The sequence below is a fragment of the Bifidobacterium sp. W8104 genome (assembly GCF_016100735.1).
Taxonomy (GTDB): domain Bacteria; phylum Actinomycetota; class Actinomycetes; order Actinomycetales; family Bifidobacteriaceae; genus Bombiscardovia; species Bombiscardovia choladohabitans.
The window spans coordinates 1,598,006-1,620,269 of sequence record NZ_JACFRW010000001.1 but is presented as its reverse complement, the minus strand read 5'-3'; the positions used below and the strand labels follow the sequence as shown (position 1 = coordinate 1,620,269).

20 protein-coding genes and 1 pseudogene are annotated in these 22,264 nt (G+C 54.0%); 13 read left to right on the top strand and 8 right to left on the bottom strand.

Annotated elements, in window-relative coordinates:
- The first annotated feature begins 1,825 nt into the window (after positions 1-1,825).
- Positions 1,826-2,302 (top strand): hypothetical protein, encoded by a 477-nt coding sequence (locus H3U89_RS06385; RefSeq protein WP_198180125.1) that lies wholly within the window; start codon positions 1,826-1,828, stop codon positions 2,300-2,302.
- Positions 2,303-3,242: 940 nt separating this feature from the next.
- Positions 3,243-3,899, top strand: a complete 657-nt coding sequence (locus H3U89_RS06380; RefSeq protein ID WP_198180127.1) for a DUF1643 domain-containing protein — start codon at positions 3,243-3,245, stop codon at positions 3,897-3,899.
- 186 nt (positions 3,900-4,085) lie between these two features.
- Here H3U89_RS06380 and H3U89_RS06375 read toward each other — a convergent pair whose 3' ends face one another.
- Positions 4,086-4,469, bottom strand: a complete 384-nt coding sequence (locus H3U89_RS06375; protein ID WP_198180129.1) for a VOC family protein — start codon at positions 4,467-4,469, stop codon at positions 4,086-4,088.
- A 304-nt stretch (positions 4,470-4,773) separates the two neighbouring features.
- On the opposite strand from H3U89_RS06375, the gene H3U89_RS06370 reads away from it, so the two are divergent.
- The 9 genes and pseudogenes from H3U89_RS06370 to H3U89_RS06330 all read left to right on the top strand — a co-directional run bounded on the left by H3U89_RS06370 (position 4,774) and on the right by H3U89_RS06330 (position 13,696).
- The gene (locus H3U89_RS06370; protein WP_198180131.1) at positions 4,774-5,043 is read left to right on the top strand and encodes a carboxymuconolactone decarboxylase family protein; all 270 of its coding nucleotides are present in this window, start codon (positions 4,774-4,776) and stop codon (positions 5,041-5,043) included.
- Positions 5,044-5,262: 219 nt separating this feature from the next.
- Positions 5,263-5,654: pseudogene (locus H3U89_RS06365) on the top strand (NAD(P)H-dependent oxidoreductase).
- A gap of 227 nt (positions 5,655-5,881) precedes the next feature.
- On the top strand, positions 5,882-6,124 hold the full coding sequence (locus H3U89_RS06360; protein WP_198180135.1) for a hypothetical protein: 243 nt from the start codon (positions 5,882-5,884) through the stop codon (positions 6,122-6,124).
- Positions 6,125-6,819: 695 nt separating this feature from the next.
- A complete protein-coding gene (locus H3U89_RS06355; protein WP_198180137.1) occupies positions 6,820-7,752 on the top strand; it encodes a hypothetical protein in 933 nt (310 codons plus the stop codon).
- A 561-nt stretch (positions 7,753-8,313) separates the two neighbouring features.
- Complete coding sequence (locus tag H3U89_RS06350) at positions 8,314-9,504, top strand: NAD(P) transhydrogenase subunit alpha (RefSeq protein WP_198180139.1); 1,191 nt, start codon at positions 8,314-8,316, stop codon at positions 9,502-9,504.
- On the top strand, positions 9,501-9,869 hold the full coding sequence (locus tag H3U89_RS06345; RefSeq protein ID WP_198180141.1) for an NAD(P) transhydrogenase subunit alpha: 369 nt from the start codon (positions 9,501-9,503) through the stop codon (positions 9,867-9,869). Before H3U89_RS06350 ends, H3U89_RS06345 begins: the two co-directional genes overlap by 4 nt.
- Positions 9,866-11,275 carry an NAD(P)(+) transhydrogenase (Re/Si-specific) subunit beta gene (locus H3U89_RS06340; protein WP_198180143.1) on the top strand — a complete coding sequence of 470 codons (1,410 nt, stop codon included), beginning with the start codon at positions 9,866-9,868 and terminating at the stop codon, positions 11,273-11,275. Before H3U89_RS06345 ends, H3U89_RS06340 begins: the two co-directional genes overlap by 4 nt.
- A gap of 81 nt (positions 11,276-11,356) precedes the next feature.
- Positions 11,357-12,382: a threonine aldolase family protein gene (locus tag H3U89_RS06335; RefSeq protein ID WP_198180152.1), complete on the top strand. Its 1,026-nt coding sequence runs from the start codon at positions 11,357-11,359 to the stop codon at positions 12,380-12,382.
- A gap of 264 nt (positions 12,383-12,646) precedes the next feature.
- Positions 12,647-13,696: an NAD(P)-dependent alcohol dehydrogenase gene (locus H3U89_RS06330; RefSeq protein WP_101432632.1), complete on the top strand. Its 1,050-nt coding sequence runs from the start codon at positions 12,647-12,649 to the stop codon at positions 13,694-13,696.
- Between the two features lie 190 nt (positions 13,697-13,886).
- On the opposite strand, the gene H3U89_RS06325 is transcribed toward H3U89_RS06330, so the two are convergent.
- On the bottom strand, positions 13,887-14,792 hold the full coding sequence (locus tag H3U89_RS06325; RefSeq protein ID WP_198180154.1) for a sensor histidine kinase: 906 nt from the start codon (positions 14,790-14,792) through the stop codon (positions 13,887-13,889).
- Positions 14,793-14,841: 49 nt separating this feature from the next.
- On the bottom strand, positions 14,842-15,534 hold the full coding sequence (locus H3U89_RS06320) for a response regulator transcription factor (RefSeq protein WP_198180156.1): 693 nt from the start codon (positions 15,532-15,534) through the stop codon (positions 14,842-14,844).
- 157 nt (positions 15,535-15,691) lie between these two features.
- Between H3U89_RS06320 and H3U89_RS06315 the strand changes: the two genes are divergently transcribed.
- Positions 15,692-16,624 carry an ABC transporter ATP-binding protein gene (locus tag H3U89_RS06315; RefSeq protein ID WP_198180158.1) on the top strand — a complete coding sequence of 311 codons (933 nt, stop codon included), beginning with the start codon at positions 15,692-15,694 and terminating at the stop codon, positions 16,622-16,624.
- Complete coding sequence (locus H3U89_RS06310; RefSeq protein ID WP_198180160.1) at positions 16,621-17,397, top strand: ABC transporter permease; 777 nt, start codon at positions 16,621-16,623, stop codon at positions 17,395-17,397. Before H3U89_RS06315 ends, H3U89_RS06310 begins: the two co-directional genes overlap by 4 nt.
- Positions 17,398-17,409: 12 nt before the next feature.
- Here H3U89_RS06310 and H3U89_RS06305 read toward each other — a convergent pair whose 3' ends face one another.
- The 5 genes from H3U89_RS06305 to H3U89_RS06285 all read right to left on the bottom strand — a co-directional run bounded on the left by H3U89_RS06305 (position 17,410) and on the right by H3U89_RS06285 (position 22,190).
- Positions 17,410-18,582: a glycosyltransferase gene (locus tag H3U89_RS06305; RefSeq protein ID WP_198180162.1), complete on the bottom strand. Its 1,173-nt coding sequence runs from the start codon at positions 18,580-18,582 to the stop codon at positions 17,410-17,412.
- Between the two features lie 77 nt (positions 18,583-18,659).
- On the bottom strand, positions 18,660-19,523 hold the full coding sequence (locus H3U89_RS06300) for a MetQ/NlpA family ABC transporter substrate-binding protein (protein WP_198180164.1): 864 nt from the start codon (positions 19,521-19,523) through the stop codon (positions 18,660-18,662).
- A gap of 33 nt (positions 19,524-19,556) precedes the next feature.
- Positions 19,557-20,438, bottom strand: coding sequence for a MetQ/NlpA family ABC transporter substrate-binding protein (locus H3U89_RS06295; protein WP_198180166.1), 882 nt, complete (start codon positions 20,436-20,438; stop codon positions 19,557-19,559).
- 25 nt (positions 20,439-20,463) lie between these two features.
- Positions 20,464-21,144 (bottom strand): methionine ABC transporter permease, encoded by a 681-nt coding sequence (locus H3U89_RS06290; protein ID WP_198180168.1) that lies wholly within the window; start codon positions 21,142-21,144, stop codon positions 20,464-20,466.
- A complete protein-coding gene (locus H3U89_RS06285) occupies positions 21,141-22,190 on the bottom strand; it encodes a methionine ABC transporter ATP-binding protein (RefSeq protein ID WP_198180176.1) in 1,050 nt (349 codons plus the stop codon). Before H3U89_RS06285 ends, H3U89_RS06290 begins: the two co-directional genes overlap by 4 nt.
- Positions 22,191-22,264 lie beyond the last annotated feature (74 nt).

The window sequence follows — 22,264 nt, the reverse complement described above, 5'->3', positions numbered from 1 at the left end:
TACCAGATGAATGCACGAAGGCTAAGATAAGGAACTTTGTACAATCCAGATACACAGGCGCCTCACATACCGATAAAGCGGTAAGCATCATCCACAACCCACATACTGGATTCACATAGATTATCAATCGGCAGTGTCTTAATATAACGCTACCGAAACACTCACCAGGAAAGATAAAGCAAGCCTCTAATCTCATCCTGCCCAAAGATCATGCCAAAACAGCATTGGAGCAAGGAAACGGATAGAAAAACTAAATAGCAAATAACTCGATGCCACCCTCTAAATGCTCACAAACTCCCAAAACCTAGTACGCTTCCCTCACCCATGGCAAGCGCAGGCACTTTACAAGAAAATAATTTTTGGAAAGGAAACCATAAAGAATATACCAACATTCAACTGCTACGTTGCTGACGAAGAGACGGACAAATAGTGCAAAAGGTATTCTCCAACATGAGTAATTCTGAGTTTGTGTTTACTTTGCTCACAATAGGGAAACGCCTATGAATAATTATGAATAATGGGCTGATCGCACCCTATAGTAACCTGCTATTATAGACTATTGGCTATAGGAGAAGACGGTAAAAAGCACCCAATCGCAATAACCAACTTACGTTGCTAACAGGAATCTCTGTCTGCTGACAAACATCAAAGTCTGTGGCATCCATCAAGAATCATTAAACTCAGTACCAAGAAAACCGGCAACACAATATAAACCTGTACCAGGTGTGGGCGATCGTGCGGGAGACAAAGGTATAAAATGAATTTAATAAGTGCTAGCGAACAGTCAATCATCAACTACATCACTTGTGGCCATGGATTCAGCAACAATGCATATGCTCCTATACAACCTGAACCGAATAGCAAATATTTGGTAGCGTAAGTTGACATTACTAATACTGAGCAAACGCCTATAAACATTACTTGCATTGATCTAGTTGAAATTAAAATCATTAATTCAAAGAATCAACAATATATGTTTATTGAAATTTTCTATCAGAATAAGGTAATCCAGTATTCAAGACACAAATACAAACTGGAATGTTTAGACCAGCAAACTCACCACACTTCATGGTTCTTTCCACCAATCAGATGATTTGTCTCGTTTGGAAAGGCATGGTGTTACAGAACTTTAAGTAAACCAACCCTAGCCGTTTTGCCACAGATCCAACTTTTCAAATCAAAGAAGACGAGTAACTATACAGCAACCGCCTTCAATATCAATACGCGAAGTAAACTAAATTCAATATCTTCGCCACTTTATAAAAATTCACTCGTTGGACTAGCTAGTTGTGCAAGTCAAACTACCCGAGCGAAACCGCAATTAAATAAACGCGCTCTAAAGAGTAGACAGCAAATATATTATTCATTAACCGTGGACGGAAAACCGACCACTCGTGAAAGTGCTAGAGCTTTCACACTAGAGACAACGGGAAATAATACTACAGTACATGAGCTACTCAAGATCGTATTTAAAGTACTGATCTTGCGGAAATCCAGAAGGGAGATTGCGGAGACACCTAGGACTCAGACAGGAGCTCAGGATTTTATTCAAGTGACAAACGGATTCTATAAAACTCGCCTCTAACTGCCAATCTGGCCTTACCCGTCTGGACGATTTCTTTTTAAACATTAACAATGCACAAAACGACTAGCCCGATACCACGGATTGCATCTGCTGATACGTCCAACATTTACTATTTGTGGCAGTGATCGACCCTTTTTTATTTTTCTTCATATTTCATATTTTGGAATCAATGTGTTAATGTTTTTATAACAATTTGATACAGTCCCACTATCAGTATTCGCAAGAAGAAGCATGTTTAACATGTCATGTTCTAAGAGTCGTTCAAAGAAAGCAAAACACAAAAAAAGGATACACAAGCACACAGAAGGATGGCTACCTGGTCACTCTGATTTAGATATGCCTTTCGCACTAGCTATAGTTCTAGTATTTCTGGCCACAATAATCGTACTCAGCTACTTGCCAGCCACGCAGCTCTTAAAGTTGTCTAATGTAGGCCCTCATCCCTCCTATGCTGATATTGTAAAAGCCACAGTGTTCCCAACGCTACTTCTGATGTTCTCTATCATGTCTTTAAGTGCTATGCCCAATCAAATAAAAACATTCTTTTTCGATGAAATGCCAACAGACGAGCAACATCCGATTATGTATTATATCAATAGATGGTCAGCCTTTATTCAATTATTAGCCGAAACCGTCGTTGTTTCCGTAGCCTTGTTTACGCTTTTCCACACTCATGATATTTTCATACTCTTTCAGACGCTTACTGGTCAACTGTGAATATGAATAATACATACTGGTCGCACGATCTGTGTACTCGGTTTTATTCATGTAATTTCACAGATATTTGATATTGAGTGCTGGGTCTAGATTAAACATCGCTTGCTCGCACTAGTCGAGCCCGGCAGTCGATAAGTCCATGGTCCCAGCCTTACTGGCGTGGTTAACACTTTTGGACGCGAGAAGGATGACAGCAAAGTAACATATGTCTCTTGCCAAAGTGTAGGCTTCGGAATATAGGCTAGCTTGACACATAAGATCACGAAAGTCATCGGCATCATTCTTCGTGATAAATGTGGCTTCAAATCTAGGGGAATGGGACCACAGCATCTAGATATGTTTAGGGTTCTTTGTGCTGGCATAGGGCTTCCAATCATGGTGGTTCTATAGAGAAAGACGATGTCGTTGACCAAGCTTGGGTCGAATGAGCGCCATGGAGCAGCAACTATTTTTTTATTCTTTTCAGAATCTCTTCCGTATAGTGCTTATCATTGCTCAGGAAAGGGTAAATAGCCAATCGATTTCACTTAGCAATGTCTCAAAACATGATCAGCATTGCGATAGCCTCATTTGTGGTTCATACAAGTTAGCACATCTGGCTTCTATTAATATCGATCAATCCCAGAAGCCATTGAGATTGTCTGTGCAATGTCTTTTTTAATGTCACTCTTACAGGCCAAAGAGAGCAATCGAATTATGGGCTAAATAACCAAAAGCGTTGCTCCAGCTGGATTCCTAACTACACATGCGTAATGAGCAAAACACAGCCCATACCTAACAGCCAGCTTGAGAGGAACCTATTTGGAACACTACCATAACTAAGAGATTTTCAAATTTTTTGACTGTTCATTCTTCATTTCATTAAGCTGAACTACTATACAATTAAGCCAGAGAGGGAACTTTAATAACGCAAGTTCTCAGCACAAGGAGAGATATGATCATGGACGTTGAAGACTACAATGGTTTAGAGGTATTAAAGACCATAGATCGTGCGGTATTCAGTACAAAACCAAATAGCTCAGTATTAAATAGTAAAGCTGAAGATAAAGAAAATGAAACATATAAATATAGGTATGAATTCACAAGGATTTGGGGACGAAACAATAACCTACTATGTTTTATTATGTTTAATCCATCAATTACCGACAATGTAATTATCGATAAAACAACAAATCAATGCAGTACCATAGCGAAAAACTGGGGCTATGACGGAATCGCACTTTACAATCTTTATGCCTTCCGTACTTCTCAGGCAAGTTTTGTAGAAGGTCAGCTCCAAACTAACGACAAACACAAAATAGCCGAGATGGTCGGACCTAAGAATCAAATCACACTTGATAGAATGATTCAATCCGACAAATATGACAAGATAATATGCGCGTGGGGCAATCATCCTCAAAAGAATCATTCTCATATAGATGATTTTGACAAGAGGTCTCTCAACACCATACAGAGAATCAGTAAGGAGAAACTGCTTGTTCTTGGTGTTACAAATCGGCAGCAGCCTAATCATCCGCGGAGAGTTCCAAAATCAATTACCAAAAATGATGCAGAGAAATTAACGCAACATTATATAGAAGAAATAAAGAAATCGTAAAATTATTTCATTAAGATGTTGCATGTGAAACGATGCCCAGTCTGTGACATACGTAAAACCCAATAGTATTGGTTTTGATCAGCAAGCTAATTTTTCAATTGATAGCCATCATTATCATACCTCATTTCTAGCTTTATGCTGGTCACGCCATACTGTCCATTATTTATTTTCGGCTTATTTTCACAATCAGACCTGGTCGTATCTGGAAAGCTCGATCAGGTTCCTATCGGGGTCCCTGAGGTACACCGAGGCGATGGCCCCATGAGCGCCAGTCCGATTGACCGGACCCATATAGTCGACATGATGCTCATGAAGCGCGGAAACCACATCATCCAGCGAATCCTCCACGAGCAGACACAAGTCAGCCGAACCGGGCGTAGGCCTATCTGCCTTGGGATCAATCTCATGGCCGACCTGATGAATGTTGATCTTCTGCTGGCCGAATTTCAACGCCAACCGCCCATCGCCGAACGTCTGTACATGCATGCCCAGCACATCATGGTAAAACGCGCAGGTCGCATCGACATCCCGCACTGTGATGACCAGATGATCCAAACCAGTGATTCTCATGAGCTCAGCTCCCATCGCCTAGTAACCCAAAAGACAGCCTAAGCGGACGCATTCGAAAAACTGGCATTGGGACCAGCAGAGAAGGCGACCCATAGTCACAACAGACAAGACTCCTGCCAGAGTCAAGAAAAAACCAATGGGATGAAAGCTCGACAATATAGCAACGTAAAAACCGGATACCAACATATTAGCAATCGACATTATACAAACCGTTTAGAGGGCCATAAACTGTTGCCGTTCATATCCAAGACAGCAGCGAACCTGCGTCTTAGGCGATCATACAGTCAGCAAGAAAGGGAGCATCATGGCCACAAAGCAAACAGCAGGAAGAGAGCAGTTGGAAAAATTTGCGCCTCAGTTCGAAGCTCTGAATGACGATGTTCTATTCGGCGAAGTCTGGGCTGATGAACAAGCACTGTCTGCGCACGACAGAAGCATGATCACCATAGCCGCATTGATGGCCATGGGTAGCACAGAACAGCTCGACGCTCATCTGAACATCGGAAAAAAGAACGGCATCACCAAGGACGAGATAGCAGCGGAAATTACCCATCTGGCCTTCTACGCAGGCTGACCGAAAGCCTGGTCGGCTTTCAACCTCGCCAAGCGAATCTGGCAAAATGACGATTAAAGGAGAATAGGAAATGAAACCAAGCGCGAAGACGGCAGTCCTAGTCTTCTACGCCCATATGGAAGCCTCACGGATTAACACCCGCCTGATGCGGGAAGCCATAGTGCTGAGGACGAGGACATCCTGGTCCGGGAGGAATATGCTGCCTAGCGCTAAGGCCACATCGACATTCCCGACGAGCAAGCTTTCGTCAAAGGCTGTGACTGTCTGGTATGGCTGTTTCCCATGTATTGGTACAGCTGCCCTCCGCTGCTAAAGGACTGGAGGACCTGGTGCTTACCTACGGATGGATCTACGGTACCCACGGTGATGCCCTGAAAAGCAAGGAACTCATGCCTCCCGTTTCGGTCGTCTCTGCCCGAGAGAACTATCACCATGAAAGTGAATTCGGCTATACGCTGGACGAGCTCCTGCCTCCGTTCAAAGCTACCAGCAATCTCATCGGAACAACCTATCGGAAGCCCTTTACTCTCACGGGCGTTAGCTCAGGCATGAGCAATCAGAGCCTGAAAAAGGCAGCCAAAGATTACTTGAACTGCCTGCAAGGCGACTGACCAGCACAATAAGCTAGTCGAGGCGCAGGTGCATAAAAGCCTCAGCGGCAATCCCTGATATTAAGACGATGGCGTCCACAATGGAATCTTTATGTGCAAACGCTCTCGTCTTATCGACTCAGCGGACCTCAGTCACTGTACATAAGATATCCCATGCGAATGTGTAGTCTCCTCAGGCGTATCCACATCAAGAATGAGCGGCCCTCCCGTATCATGACCCTGATGTCATGCATATCATCAAAACTGAAATCTGCAATATTGTGGATTTCGGGAATCCGATCCTCATGCACGGGTTTCGGGATTGCACATATCCCTTGCTGGGTCAGCCAGCGCAATACTATCTGGGCTGGGTTCTTGCCATAACGCTGGATAATACGCCTGAGCATAGGATTGCGGAAAATACTCAGACAGCTTTCAGCCAGCGGCGCCCAACCGTGGATGCAACCCCCTGCTCGACCATGACCCTTTGAAGTGCAATCTGCTGGGTGAAAGAATGCAGCCCAATCTGATTGGCCATGGCGCAATTCGGATGGAAAGAATCAAATCGATCAGCCGGTCAGGCAGGAAATTACAGACTCTGATGGCACGAATTCGGCCTTGGTCATACAGGTCTTCCATAGCTCTCAACGACCCCTGATAATTCCCCAAAAGGCATATGGATTAGATACATATCGAGGTTTCGACCCACAACTCGGATTATAACCTCCTCAAGCCGGTGACTTCCTTGCGGACTTGGATACCCTCGACAAGTCTGAGTATACAATCATCTGATTGACCTACAGCAACACAGCGGCACACGATACATCTTCTGCATAAAGAATGAGCAGAGGAATGAAAGTCCGTGAGAGCACACAAGCAGCATTGTCCAAGAGTTGAAAGTTCAGATCATGACCGCTAATGCTGCCCATGAATACACAAACACCTTTCGTCGTCAAATATGTTGCAACGAATTCAGCGTTTTTACAGGCCCTTCCTCCCAACTAAATCTTTGAGCTTCACCTGCACTTGGTCAATACCGAAATGATGCCGACCTGGCGCTGGTCAATGCCACCTTCACGAGAAAATGGCACATACACTGGCCTCAACGGAGGTTGCTTCCTGAAAATGAGCAGGCCGCCAGGTGACCTGCCAGAAGTTACGGGGAAGAACAAGCTTGGAGGGTCAGATGAGTAACAATCGAAACGAACGAGCAAATAAGAACCAAGGCAGGCATGAGGAACCGCGAGTGCCCGACAACCAGCAGAAGCGGCATGAGGGCAACTCCTCACAGAGCAACAACACCCAGGAAAGTTCCCAGCAAGCAGCGATGAATGAAAAGAGCCGCATGCCGAAGCCAGTGGAGAATGCGAACAGCGGAAAAGAGGGCAAAGCAGAAAGTGCCCCCAAGCCGAACCCAGCACCTGAACAAACAGGCGAGAAGGAAGGCAGGGATTCATCCAACAAGGACGCTGCTGACCATGGTAGATCTGAAACGCAAAATAAGCAGGAACAAGCTCTAAGAGCCAGCCATACGCAGGTCGACCGCCCAGAGAAAGAGCATGAATCCTCCCCCGACGACAAGCCGAACCAGGCCAGTAAGCCTGCAACAAAGGCTGCGCCCGCGCCTGTCGACAAACCATCTCAACCGAGCGTCGCCAGTGTGCCCAAACCGCGGAAGGCGAAAAACCATGATTCCTTCTATCTAGGTCTGGCTTCGGCAGTCCTGGTCGCAGCTCTGGGCCTCAGCCTGAGCACCATGCCGATCTTCTTCTCCCTGCCTCTTGCCGCCGTCCTCTTTGGAATCGGTATCTGGCTCCTCTCCTATGCCAGCTTCAAGTCGCCCGGCAAACCGGAGGGAGAGGGAACGGAAACGGACAGGCATACCAGGACCGTAGTTGTGGCGACGGTCCTTCTGGTGCTGCAGACCTTCATCATGGATGTCTTCATCTTCACCCGAATGGGAACAGTCGGCAAACACCAGAACGCCATCGTCATCGCCTGGATTATCGCCAGCATGATCGAGACCCTGGCTGCTTTCGCTCTTATCTACCATCACAATCCTCTGCAGTCCAAGCCCAAGGATCCTGCGGCGAACGATAAGCACGAGGGGAAGGAATAAGGAACTGCAGCGCATATAAATCCGAAACGACACACAAGTCCACAAAGGCGGACGGGTCATCTACGTGAAATGCTAGAAGGAGACGAATAAATTGGTTCGCGGAACGTTCTGCTCGCCTATGTCTTGTGTTCGCCCAGGTCTTGCATCTCAAGGTGTCGCTCATCCTTCTTCTTGAAGACGCGCGGCACCTTTACACAATCATCCCCCTCTGCTGTAGCTGGTCGTAGATAGTAAGTGTCAGCTGAACACGGGCTACGATGCCACGCACTAAGCCGGCCGGCTTCCGAAAGATTCGGTGTCAAAACCGTCAATCCGCTCCTCGGGCCTTACGGCTCTTCAGACATCACATAAGCCGGACGGGTGCGACTACGCGAGCGCGGCTTTCGCTCTTTTCTCGTCCACCTTCTGAAGATACCTTGAGCTTGATAGCTTCTCGAATCGACTGATACTTATAAAACACAATCACGCACAGGCTTCATTTAACCTCCCAACAGCAACGTGCAGCAACTACAATCATTGATGAAATTGCTCACACATAGTTGTGCTTGAAGAAGGAAAGACATGAGTGGACCAGAAAAATCCCGCGTAACCTTCGGGGTCCTCAAAGAGACAGACGATGAGGAGTACCGTGTTGCCCTGACGCCCGATATCGTGACCCGGCTGACCAGACAAGGCATTACCTGCCTATTGGAGTCCGGAGCCGGGGCTCGAGCCGGCTTCCTGGATGAGGACTACCAGCAGAAGGGAGCCACAGTCACCGATAGGGATGCTGTCCTATCGAAGTCGACAGTCCTGGGTTTCGTCGGCAGACCGGATAGCTCCTTGCTGAAGCGGATTCCAGCCGGCACATGGATCATCGGCATGCTGGGGTCATTGAGCGACAAGGATTACATCAAGTCCCTAGAGGCGTCAGGGCTTACCGGAATCGCCATGGAGCGACTCCCCCGACAGCTCAGCTCGGCCCAGTCCATGGATGAGATGACCTCGCAGAACTCGGTCATGGGATACAAGGCGGCTCTGGTGGCTGCCGATGCCTATGGATCCTTCTTTCCGATGATGACCACTGCGGCAGGAACCATCCGGCCAGCCAAGGTCCTGGTTCTGGGCGCTGGCATCGCAGGCTTGCAGGCCATCGGGACTGCAAAACGTTTGGGAGCCGTGGTCACCGCCTACGATGTCAGACCCGCTTCCAGACAGGAGGTGGAATCCTTGGGAGCCAAGTTCCTCGACCTGGGACTGGACTTCTCCAAGGGACAGGGCCAGGGCGGCTATGCGCGCCAGCTGACCGATCAGGAACAGGCCCAGCAGCAGGCTGCGGTGGATGCGAAAGCGGCTGGCTTCGATGTGGTCATCACCACAGCCAAGGTTCCAGGCGGAAAGCCTCCCCGCCTCCTTAGCGCCAAAGGTGTGGCCAACCTGCATCCCGGAGCTGTGGTCGTGGACTGCGCTGCCAGCGAGCTGGGCGGCAACGTCGAGGGGTCACAGGTGGGAACCAAAACCACCGATAACGGAGTCACTATGATCGGGGCTCCGTACCTGGCCAGCGGCGTAGCCACGACGGCCTCCAACCTGCTGTCCAGAAATGTGGCGGACGTGCTGGTGCATTTCCTTCGTGATGGCGCGCTCAGCATCAAAGCGGACGACGAGATTGATCAAGCATTGGTTGTATCAGGAGCAGGCGAATCCGGCACGCATGGAAGCACAGAAGCTCCAGATGCCGAAGAGACCGAAGAGAAAGGTCAGGAGCAATGAATTCTGTGGTCATAGCAATTACGCTCTTCATTCTGGCCCTGCTGATCGGCGTGGAGGTGATCGGCAAGGTTCCGGCCACGCTGCACACACCGCTCATGTCTGGCGCCAACTCCATTCATGGCATTGTGATTGTCGGGGTAGTCATCATCGCGGCGGAGGCCCACTCCCCGCTTTCCTACGTACTCATATTCCTGGCTGCCGTCCTTGGCGCCATGAATGTCGTTGGCGGCTACGTGGTGACCGACAGGATGCTGGAGATGTTCAAGTCCTCCAAACCCGACAAGAGTAAGGAAAAGGCCAGCCGGGAGGAACAGGCTTCGACCGTCACGACCGATACCGCTAAAGACGAGGGGGCCGACAAGTGAACACCCTCGACATCATTACCTGGTTCGTCTATCTCCTTTCCTCAGTCATGTTCGTCATGGGTCTGCACTACATGAACTCACCCAAAACGGCCCGTACGGGCAATCGGATTTCAGCAGCAGGCATGGTCATCGCCGTGGCCATGGCCTTCATCCATCTGTTCGCCACCGGTTTCACCTCCTCCCTGGCCATCATTCTGCTCGTGCTCGGCGTCCTGATCGGGTCCGCAGCAGGGGTCTACTCGGCCAGGAAGGTCAAAATGACGGACATGCCTCAGCTGGTTTCCGTCTTCAACACGGTCGGCGGCGGGGCTGCGGCCCTGGTCGCCCTGAACGACATATTGACTTCCGAGGGCACCCCGACTCTGGTGGTGCTGATCACCGCCGGCCTGGGCGTGGTCATCGGTTCCATCACCTTCACCGGCTCCCTGATAGCTGCCGGCAAGCTCCAGGGCATCAGCCTGGTTAAAAACCTGAAGCTGCCGGCCAAGGCCGTCTGGAATGTGCTCTTCGCCCTGCTGACGGTCCTCAGCTTGGTCATGCTCTGCCTGAATCCTGGCAATCGGACCCTATGGGCCATTCTCACGGCCATATTCGCCCTGGGCTACGGACTGGTGTTCGTCATCCCCATCGGCGGCGCCGACATGCCCGTGGTCATCTCCGTCTTGAACGCCTGCACCGGCACAGCTGTGGCCATGAATGGCCTGGCCATCGACAACGTCGCTCTGATCGTGGCAGGCGCTTTGGTAGGCGCAGCAGGTGCCACTCTATCCGTCCTGATGGCCCAGGCCATGAACAGGCCGCTCCTGAGCGTTCTGGCCGGCGGGTTCGGCAGCTCCTCTGTCAGCTCCAGCGAGGATCAGGGTGCCCAGGGGACCATGAAGGAGACCACATCCGACGATGTGGCCGTCCAGCTGGTCTACGCCGACAAGGTCATCTTCGTCCCCGGCTTCGGTCTGGCGCAGGCCCAGGCCCAGCGCGAACTGGCCGACCTGGGCGAACTGCTCAAGGGCCGTGGCGTGGATGTATCCTATGCCATCCATCCGGTGGCCGGCCGTATGCCCGGACACATGAATGTCCTCTTGGCCGAGGCCAACGTCCCCTATGAGGAATTGATCGACCTAGACGACATCAATCCCCAGTTCCCATCAGCCAACGTCGCCTTGGTGGTCGGCGCCAATGACGTGACCAACCCCGCAGCCCGCCGGCCAGGTACCGCGGTATCCGGCATGCCCATACTGAACGTTGACAAGGCCCAGCATGTTGTCGTCCTCAAACGAGGCAGAGGCAAGGGATATGCAGGCATCGAGAACGAGCTCTACTTCAACCCGAACACGCAAATGCTCTTCAACGACGCCAAAGTCAGCCTGCAAGCGATCATTGCATCCGTCAAGGAACTCATCGCCTGAGCATATGCTGTAATAAGAGTCATGGCTCCGGATCGGCTTTGCTAGTCCGGAGCCAATCATCATCGAACAGGAAGGACCCACATGCTGTCATTCGTCAACGACTATTCCGAGGGCGCCCACCCCGAAGTCCTGCAGCGGCTGATCGACACCAACATGGAGCACCTTCCCGGCTATGGCAAGGATCAGTACTGCTCCTCCGCCGCTCGGAAGATCACCCAAGCCTGTGGCTGCCCGCAAGCGCAGGTCTATTTCCTGGCAGGTGGGACCCAGACCAACCAGGTCGTCACCTCCTGCCTGCTGAAGTCCTACCAGGGAGTTGTCGCCGCGGACACGGGCCACGTCAACGTTCACGAGGCCGGCGCCATCGAAGCCGTTGGCCACAAGGTCCTGACCATCCCCGGCGAACAGGGCAAGATTCGTGCAGAAGATCTCAACACCTTCATTGATGGCTTCTACGCCGACGGAAACCATGAGCAAATGGTCTTCCCAGGTATGGTCTACATTTCCCACCCCACCGAGTATGGAACCCTCTACACCCGCCAGGAGCTGGAGGACCTCTCACAAATCTGTCGGGAACACAAGATTCCGCTCTACCTGGATGGGGCCAGGCTCGGGTACGGACTGGTGGCCCCCGGAACCGACGTCGGCCTGACGGACATAGCCCGTCTTTGCGACGTCTTCTACATCGGCGGGACCAAGGTCGGCGCACTCTGTGGGGAAGCGGTGGTCTTCCCCAGGGGGAATGCCCCCGAGCATTTCAGCACCATGATCAAAAGAAGGGGAGCACTCCTGGCCAAGGGAAGACTCTTGGGCGTGCAGTTCGACGCTCTTTTCACCGATGACCTCTATTCACGAATCAGCCGAAACGCCATCCAGACAGCAGCGATGATCAAGAAGGCCCTGCATGAGAAGGGGTATCAGATTGTCATGGACTCCCCCACCAATCAGACCTTCGTCCGCCTGGACAATGAGCGCATGGAGGAACTGTCCAAGCAGGTCGCCTTCGACTTCTGGGAACGCAGCGATGCCACCCACACTGTTATACGGCTGGCCACCTCATGGGCAACGACAGTCGAGGACACCCAGGCTCTAATAAGTCTGCTGTAAAAGTCGCTCACGCTTAATCAAGACAAGACCAAAGTCATCCTGCCACCCCTCCTCTGCCGGTCATCCTTAGGGGAGGGGCATTTATGTATATGAACATTTCACCCGCCCCGTGAACACTGCCAATCCCACATTGTCGGACATATCACACCCTTTCAAGGTGAGTACATACTTATCTTTCGTTAAGATTTTTATTGCACCGATGTAGATGCGGATACCACGCCCTGAGCACAAGGGCAGGAATGTTTCAACGATGAAAGGAAGCTTATGAAAGCCGTTGTTTTCGAACAATTCAATACCTTCCCCACCCTCAAGGAAGTGCCGGAGCCGACTCCCGGGAGCGGCGAGGTGCTGCTCAAGGTGGCCGGAGCAGGTTGCTGCCATTCCGACGTCTCCGTCTTCCAGGACTACACCCCAGAAACCGGGAGCCACACCAAGCCGCCATTCATTCTGGGGCATGAGACCACTGGCTGGGTGGAAGAGGTAGGACCCGATGTCACGGGCTTCAAGAAGGGTGATGCCTACATCGTCTACGGGCCCACCGGATGCGGTCACTGCCCTCACTGCGTGGCCGGCCAGGAGAACTACTGCTCCAGCGCCGCGACCAATAAGTCACTGGCCCTGGGTTTGGGTCGCGACGGCGGCATGGCTGAGTACATGACTGTCCCAGCCCGCAATCTGGTGCCGCTGGGCGATGCGGATCCAATCGGCGCAGCACCCCTGGCTGATGCGGCTCTGACTCCCTACCACGCCATCCGGGCTGCCATGCCCCACCTGAACGGCGGCGGAAAGTACGCTCTGGTCATTGGCCTGGGCGGGCTGGGCCAGATTGCCATTCAGATTCTGCACGCTCTGACCGGCGCCACCGTGATCGCCACTGACACCAAGCCGGAGGCTCTGGCTAAGGCTGAGGCCAAGGGTGCCATTCCCGTTATGAGCGACGAGCACCAGGTGGAGAACATCAGGAAGATCACCCATGGCGAGGGCGTGGATGCCGCCTTCGATTTCGTGGGTGTGGCCCCGACCATTGCTGCCGCACAGGCCTCGGGCGGCCCGGGATCCCGGGTGACCGTGGTCGGCATCGCCGGCGGCAAGGCGGAATACGACTGGTATTCCAAGCCCTGGGAGCAGGAGCTGCTGGGCGTGTACTGGGGCTCCATTCCTGAGCTCTACGATGTGGCCAACATGTATCGCCACGGCCAGATCCAGACCGAGATTGAAACCTACTCGCTGGACAATGCTCTGGATGCCTACCACAAGCTGGTCGACAACAAGCTCTCAGCCAGGGCCGTCATAGTCCCCCACACCAAGGCTTGATTTTCCCTTGATCCTAGACGGAGAAGCAGCTCATCTATCGATTGGGGTTAAGCACAATCGGATTTGAGCACAATCAGATCGATGAGCTGATACCATTCTTCGTCTACATACACTGTGGCCTGTCACGGCCTTGTCATGAAGGCCGTGACAGGCCACAGCATCTCACCAAGGGATCTTGAACCCACAGTATTTATCCTTCACTCGATTGGGGAGCATCGCTCAGCAGCAAGTGGACCAAGAAAATACCGTTGGCGGATTCCAGCCGCATGGAGCCGCCCAGCGAATCCACCAGGGAATCGACAATACTGAGACCCAGGCCTGTGCTTCTGATCTTGGTCCGTGATTGGTCATCGGTCTGGAACCGTTCCATGAGCCTGTCCACATCGACTGCTTCGCCCGTAGTTTTGTTGCCGAAGTCCAAATGAATTCGTCCATCTTCACTCTTGTGCAGGTCCACCCAGGCTGATTCCTCCGCATACTTGAGCCAGTTGCCAATCAGGTTCTGAATTATTCGACTCATCATGATCTGATCCGTCGTAATTTCCACACCAGTTTGAATTCTGGGCTCCACCGTGACGGACCGCGCGGTCAGAGAATCGAAGGCATTGAAGAGCTCCTGCTGAACCAATGCCGATAGGTTCACCCTGGTCAGATCCAGGCTCACGCTCTTCTCCTGTATCAGATTGAAATCCATCAGGTAATGCAGATAGTGATCCACCGATTGCAGGTTGTTGAGGATCTTACCCAATTGCTCCTGATCAGCCGATCCCTCCTTGAGCAGCTGGGCGTATCCCCTGGCCACGGTCAGCGGGGTCTTGATGTCATGGGTTAGGTTGGTCAGCATCTGCCGGACTTGCTTGTTCTGCTCAGCCTGGGTGATCTGCAGCCGTCTGGTCTTGTTCAGAACGGCGTTGATCCTATCCGCCAGAGTGCGAATGAGCCCGATATTGGACCCAGTGGTTACCAAGGCATTAGTGTCGGCATGGTTGATGAAGTCCAGATCATCACTGATCCGTTTGAAGTCGGTAATCAGCATCATCAGGCCAATCGCCAGGGCGAGGGCGACAAGACCCAAAACAAGTGCGGCCACCTTCACGGATTCACCTCCGACGACCCTTATTCATCGTTCTTTCTTCCATCCGAATTCAGACCAGGCGAACGCCGATGCCCCAGACCGACACGATGTAGCGCTGACTGCCGGCGTATCTGTTCAGACTGGTCCGCAAGGTGCTCAGGTGCACATTGAGAGTATTCTCGGCATTGATGTATGGCTGGTTCCAAACCTGCCGATAGAGATCCTCCTTCTCGAAGACCCGATGTGGATGGTCCATCAGAAGCTCAAGGATGGCGAATTCCTTGCGTGCCAGTTCGACCCTGTGCCCATCAACGCTGACCGTGTGCTCCATCCGGTCCAGCTCGATCCCCTGAAAACAAATCTTGGCGTCGGATTCACCTGCTGCATCCGCATCGGCTTTCAGTGCCCCGGATTGGCGCAGCTGGACCTGGACACGAGCGCGGAGCTCGTCAATGTCGAAAGGCTTGGTCACATAATCATTGGCGCCCTGCTCCAGGAGGCTGACGGTCCTGGTCTTGTCCTGGACGGCCGTGAGGATGATGACTGGCACTGACGACATATGCCGAATGGACTTGAGAACGCTGTCCCCGGTGACTACGGGGAGCATCAGATCCAGAAGAATCAGGTCGGGTTCCTCCTGCTGGAAGCGGGCCAAGGCCTGGGCGCCAGTCGTCGCTTGGATGATTCGGTAGGTCCCTCCCAACACATCCTTGAGCAAGGACTGGATGTCCTCCTGATCCTCCACGACCAGAATCGTCGGCATACTGTCTTCCTTTCGCAGGTCACTCTCATGTTACTGAAGCCGCCTAACGATGCCGATCTCGCCCAATCGGATTTATGCAATTCTTAATGATTTCTTAGCCAAGCACTTAAGAAAGGCACTTTAGATTTTAAGGTAGCGACACAGGGAAAGGAATTCCATGGACGATACCATTCTGGATATTAACCATGTCAGCAAACGGTTCGGCCGCTTCCAGGCACTGGACGATCTCAGCCTCTCCATAAACAAGGGCGAGATCTACGGGCTGATCGGCGAGAACGGCGCTGGCAAAACCACCCTGATGCGTCTGATCACCGGACTGTCCCCCATACAGAAGGGAACCATAAGGCTGATGGGGCACACAATTGGCAAGGACAGCCGGATACTGAGCAGAATAGGCTCGGTCATTGAGGCACCAGCCGCCTTCAAAAAACTGACCGTCAGCCAGAATATGAAGCTGACAGCCATCCAGCACGGGCTGGCCGACGACAAGGCCATCAATCAGACCATCGACTTCGTCGGCCTGAGCGAAAAGGCCAAGACTCGGGCCGGTCACCTCTCTCTGGGCCAGCGTCAGCGCCTGGGGTTGGCCATGGCCATCCTCACCCGACCCGATTTCCTGATTCTGGACGAACCCATCAACGGCCTGGACCCGGCAGGAATCATGGAATTCAGAACACTCCTGGACAAGCTCAACAAGGAGCGCCAGACGACCATTCTCATCTCCAGTCACATTCTGAGCGAACTCTACCTGGTCTCCTCCCGGTTCGGATTCATCAGCCACGGTCGCCTGATCAAGGAGGTAGACAAGGATGAACTGGATCGGATCAATCAGAATGGACTGTTGATCGACGTGGACCAGAGCTCCAAGGCCGCTATGCTCCTGGATCGCAAGGGAATCGGCCCCTTCCAAGTCCTTGACGACCATCAGATTCTGATCAAGCAAGGGAATCTGGAACCGGGACCCATCAACAGTCTTCTGGTTCAGGAAGGCATCCTGGTCAATCAGATCGGCCAGCAGAAGGGATCGCTGGAGGAATATTTCGCGGATCTGCTGAACAAGGACCCTCAAGAGCTTAGGAGACAACAATGATTAACCAGATCAGGGCCGACTTTTACAGGCAGCGGCGATCCATCGGCATGCTGATTCTGCTGATTGCCACTGTGGCACTCGGCATAGTGACCACATGGGGCAAGACGACCATAGGAATGAGCACTGGGGGCGAAGAATACGCTCATAAACTGTCGGAAATCGAAGGGCAAAGCTGGACCATTAGGACAGGCCTGCAAGCAGGTGTCGCCTCCGCCTCGTCTCTAATCTACTTTTACATCGCGGTCTTCGTTATCATCATTGGCGCAGAATACAGCCAGCACACTCTGAAGAACACACTGACATCGGGCATCTCGCGCATACAGTTCATCCTGGGCAAGTATGTGACCATCCTGACTGACATCATCCTTTTGACCCTGTGCTACTACATCACCATCCTGCTGACCGGACTTGCTTTGGGAAGGAAACCCGGAGCCAGTTGGGGCATTTTGTGCAAGGATGTGGCCGTCATGACCTTAACGGTCGGCTTCTGTATCTCCGTCATCATCAGTCTGGGCATTATCCTCTTGATCATTACCAAATCCCTGGTCATTCCAGCGGTGGTGATCGTGATATGGCCTATTCTGATCTCCCTCGTGGAGTATGCCTTTAAGTTGAACTGGCTGAAATACTTCGACTTTGTCGGGTTCGGCGACCAGATGATCCTTGGCACTTTGCAGGCCAATCAGGTCTGGGTCTATGCCGGAGTATCCGTGGGCGTGGTCCTGGTGGCCATCATCGGGTCGGCTCTGATCATATCCAAGCAGGAGATCTAAGCCCGGTCAGGGCTATGCCTGGCCCGACTCTTGATCGCTGACGGCCTGGACGGCCATATGGGCAAAGGCCCTGACGGAGGCATCCAGTGAGTAATGTTCCTTGGCATGTTCGGCGTAGCGTCTGGACCAGACTGCAAGGGCATCGGGATGGTCTACCCACCAGTCGATTTGCTCAGCCAGGAACCGAGCCTTGCCGACCGGGAAGAGCGAGTGCTGTGTCAGGGCGAAATGGCCGGCGGCACTCAGCTCGGATCGGGCGATGATCGGGACTGCGCCGCAGGCCATCCCCTCCAGAACGCTGACCGATTCCAAATCCGCGATTGAGGGGTGAATAAGTAGATCGGCCCGCCTGAGCAGGTCGGGCATGGTCGCATTCTGATGGAATCCAATCGAGACTGGCATGCCGTCCAGCTGCCTGGCGACTTCCGCCCTCAGTCGGCGCTCCATGGGCCCTGTGCCTGCTATGGTCAAGCGGATTCTGTATTTGTTCCTGCACAAGGCCAGGGCACGGATCAAAGTCAGATGGTCCTTTTCCCGGGCCAACCTGCCGGAGGCCACCACTTGGATCAGCCGGCCGGATCGCTGCTGCTCGTGTCGGTCCAGCTCATATCGGCTACCGGGATTGAATCTGGGCTGGTACCCGTTGGATATGACATGCAGGTGGGCCTTGTACCCATGCGAGCGCAGCAGGTCGGCCGTCAGCTGGGTGGGGACGTGGATGTGCCCGACATGATCGTAAAGCCAGAACCGAAAGAGCCGGTAGATAGCCGCGTCCACCCCGGGCCACCAGCGCAATGGACCTGCGGAATAAGTGATGTTCTCAGGCTGGATGTGAAACCCTGCGGTCACCGGTATACCCATGGACCTGGCCTGGGCCAAGGCGGCGCGCCCGAAGGCGAAGGGTTCGTAGATATGGACCAGGTCCACACCGGCAAAGGCCCGTCGGAAGAGTTCCGGATCGGGACGAGCGAAGCTCATCTGCTGCCTGGCCGCCACACGGGAGACCAGAGGGATTCGATGCACCCGTGCCGGATAGCCTGTCGAGCCCACCCCCACCAGACGGACCCTGTGCCCCAGCGCCTCCAGACCCTGGGCGTATTGGATGGCGGAGTTTGAAGTCCCATTACCCCTGTTGCCGAAGGAGTCCAGGACCAGGGCCAGCGTCAGGCGATCATGATCCCTCATCAACGTTCCCTCCGCTGTTCAACAGTTGCAGACTTGGGCCAGGCCAGGACAAGGCGACCACCCGATTGCACCCACTATTAGTAGGAGAAGGCCGGGACGGCCGCACCGCGGTAGTAGCGGTTGATGGCATCAGCCACATAGCGGCTGTGGTAGGCGGAGACCAGGGCCGTATAGGCGGGGTCGTTTTTGTCGGCCTGCCTGGCCACGATGATGTTGACATAGGGGTGATTGGCTGGCGATTTGAGATCGCCGGGCACCTGGTAGATGGCATCCTGGATCTTCATGCCGGCATCCAGGATGAAATTGGTGTTGGTGATGCCGGCCGCATAGTCGGGCAGGACCTTGACGATTCCCGGCGGATCGACCTGGTCCAGGATCAGCCCGCGCGGATTGTCGACGATGTCTTCAGGAACCGGCGTGGTGGCCTTGGGGTCGCGCAACCCGATCAGCCCGGCGCTGGCAAGCACCTTCAGGGAGCGGCCCAGATCGATGGGATCACTGGGTATGGCCAGACGCTCGCCATAGCCAATCTGGTCAACGCTCCGGTACTTCTTTGAGTAGAGGTTGAGGGGTGAGATGTAGGTGTCGCCGATGGCTGCGAACCGGTACCCGTGCTGCTTGGACTCCTGCTCCAGAAAGGCGTAGTGCTGGAAGGCATTCAGGTCGATCTCCCCATTGGCCAGCGCCTGATTGGCGTAACGCCCATATTGGAAGGACCGGAGCTTGATTTTTATGCCGGCCCGGCGCTGGTCCAGTTCGTGCTGAACGGCCTTCCAGATTTCCTCATCGGCATCGCCTACCAGGCCGATGCTGATCTCCCGCTGGCCGCGTTCGGGCTGGTTGACCTTGACATAGGCCACTCCCATCAGGACGGCTACCACCAGGATGACGACCGAGACAGCCGCCAGCTCTCGTTTGGCCTTGGTTCTTCTGGTGCTCATATCCGTCCTCCTTCATTGCTGGAACCTATCGCATCAGGAAACCTTGAAGGCCGGCAGGCAGGCGCCCTTGTAGACACGGACGATGGTGTCGGCCACGGGCTTGGAATGGTAGGCGCGCACCACCGCGGCGTAGGTGGGGTTGTCCCGCTGATCCCTGGTGGTGACGATGATGTTGATGTAAGGCTTGTTGGCCGGGTTCTGCAGATCGTAGGGAACCTCGTGGATGGCATCGTGCACGCTGCGACCTGCGTCGACCACGAAGTTGGCATTGGTGACCCCTCCCGCATAGTCGGGCAGCAGGTTGAGGATGCCGGCCGGATCCACCTGCTCGATGTGCAGATGCTTGGGGTTATCCACCACATCCTCGGGCAGCGGATTGGTGGCCTTGGGGTCGCGCAGCCCGATCAGCTCGGCATCGGCCAGGACCTTCAAGGCCCGGCCCATATTGGTGGCGTTGTTGGGGATGGCCACCCGGTCGCCGTCCTGGAACTGCGAGGGCTTGGCATAGCGCTGTGAATAGAGGTTCATGGGCGAGATATAGGTATTGCCAAGCACTGCCAGCTGATAGTGGTTGGTTTTCACATCGTCCTGCAGGTAGGCGTAATGCTGGGCGGCGTTGAAGTCCACCTCGCGGTTGGCCGTGGCCTGGTTGACATAGATGGCGTCCTGGAATGGCTTGAGCTCAATCCTGATGTTTTCGCCCCGCCTATCCAGCTCTGCCTGGACAGCCTTCCAGATCTGATCGTCCGAACTGCCGATGACGCCGACCCTGACGACCTTGACATCGGCACCCACCTGGTTCAGACGGACATCGGTACCTACCACCAGCGCCAGCAGGAGGACGATGACCAGGCTGAGCGCCGCCAGCTGGACCTTGGCTCTGTTCTTTTTGCCAACGCGACTACGACCGACCACGATAATCTGACCTTTCCCGGGGTGCTCAGTGTTCGACGACCTCGGCCAGAAGCCGGCCGAACAGTTCGATCAGGGCGATGAAGATTACCAGAACGATGATGGTGGCGATGGTCACGTCATTCATGGACCGCTGGTAGCCCAGACGGATGGCGAAGTCACCCAGCCCGCCGCCGCCCACGATGCCCACGGTGGCGGTCTCGCCCACCAGGCTGACGATGGTGATGGTGGTCACCCGGATGATGGAGGGGATGCCTTCACGCAGGTAGACATGCCAGATGATCTGCCAAGTGGTCATGCCCATGGACTCCGCCGCCTCGACGTACCCAGGATCCAGACCGGCAAGAGCCGACTCGATCTGCCGGGAGAAGAAGGGGGTAATGCCCACGACCAGCGGAAAGATCGCCCCCTTGGGCCCGATGGCCGTGCCCATGAGCATCCTGGTCACCGGCACCAGGGCCGCCGCCAGAATGATGAAAGGGATGGAGCGGAAGAGGTCGATCAGCTTGTCCAGGACGGTGAAGACCAGGCCGTTGCGACGGATGCCGTCGTGTCGGCTGATGATCAGTCCCACCCCGATGACCAGAGCTAGCAGGAAGGAGATCACCCCGGAGACGCCGACCATGACCAGGGTCTGAACCATACTGCTGAAGAACTCCGGCAGCCGGCTCATGACGTTGGGGAACCAGGTGGTAAGCAGGGACGTCATGACTTGAGAACCTCGATTCCGATGTTGCGCGAGCGCAGGTATTCCATGGCCTGGCGGATATTTTCAGCGTCGCCGCCCATCCTGACCACCAGTCCACCCAGGGGCGCCCCCTCCACCACATCGATGTCGCCGAAGATGATGTTGACGTCCAGGTTGTAGCGACGGCTGATGGTGGAGACCAGGGCCTCGGAGACCTCCTTGGAGACATAGGACATGCGCATGAGGATCTGCCCAGGGTCCAGGGCCACCAGGGGCGAATCGGCGGCCATCAGATCCTTGACCTTGTCCAGGTTGGAGGTTGTGGCCACGAAGGATTTGGTCAGCCGGGCCTTGGGGTCCGCAAAGACGTCGAAGACCCTGCCCTGCTCCACGATGACGCCCTTATCGATGACCGCCACCCGGTTGCAGATCTGCCTGATGACCGACATCTCATGGGTGATCATGACCACGGTGATGCCCAGCTGGTCGTGCAGATCACGCAGAAGTTGAAGAATGGAGCGCGTGGTGGTCGGATCCAGCGCACTGGTGGCCTCATCGCTGAGCAGGATATCAGGTTCGTTGGCAAGGGCTCGGGCGATGGCCACGCGCTGCTGCTGGCCGCCGGAGAGCTCGGCTGGGTAGTGATCGGCCAGCTCGGTCAGCCCTACCAGTTCCAGAAGCTCCGCCACCCGGGCCCGTCGGGATGCACGGTCGCGGCCGCCCCCCCGCAGGGGAAGACCCACATTGTCGGCCACCGTCCTGGAGGGCATCAGGTTGAAGTGCTGGAAGATCATACCCGTACGACGTCTCAGGTCCCTCAACTCGGCCGGAGCCAGATCCTTGACCTCGCGGCCGCGGACCTTGACGCTGCCCGAGTCATAATCCTCCAGCCCGTTGATGCAGCGGACCAAGGTGGACTTGCCCGCTCCGCTCAGACCGATGATGCCAAAAATATCCCCAGCCTCGACGGTCAGATCGATGTCGGCCAGTGCCGTCTTGTCTTCGTCGTCGCTGTGATAGGTCTTGGTCAGGTGCTCCATCCGCACCGCCGGTGTCCGCTCGCTCACGTTCCCGCCTTCCCTGGTCGACTGCATGACATGGTAATCGTCCCGGCGGCCAGTGGACAAGAAGGCCTCTATAG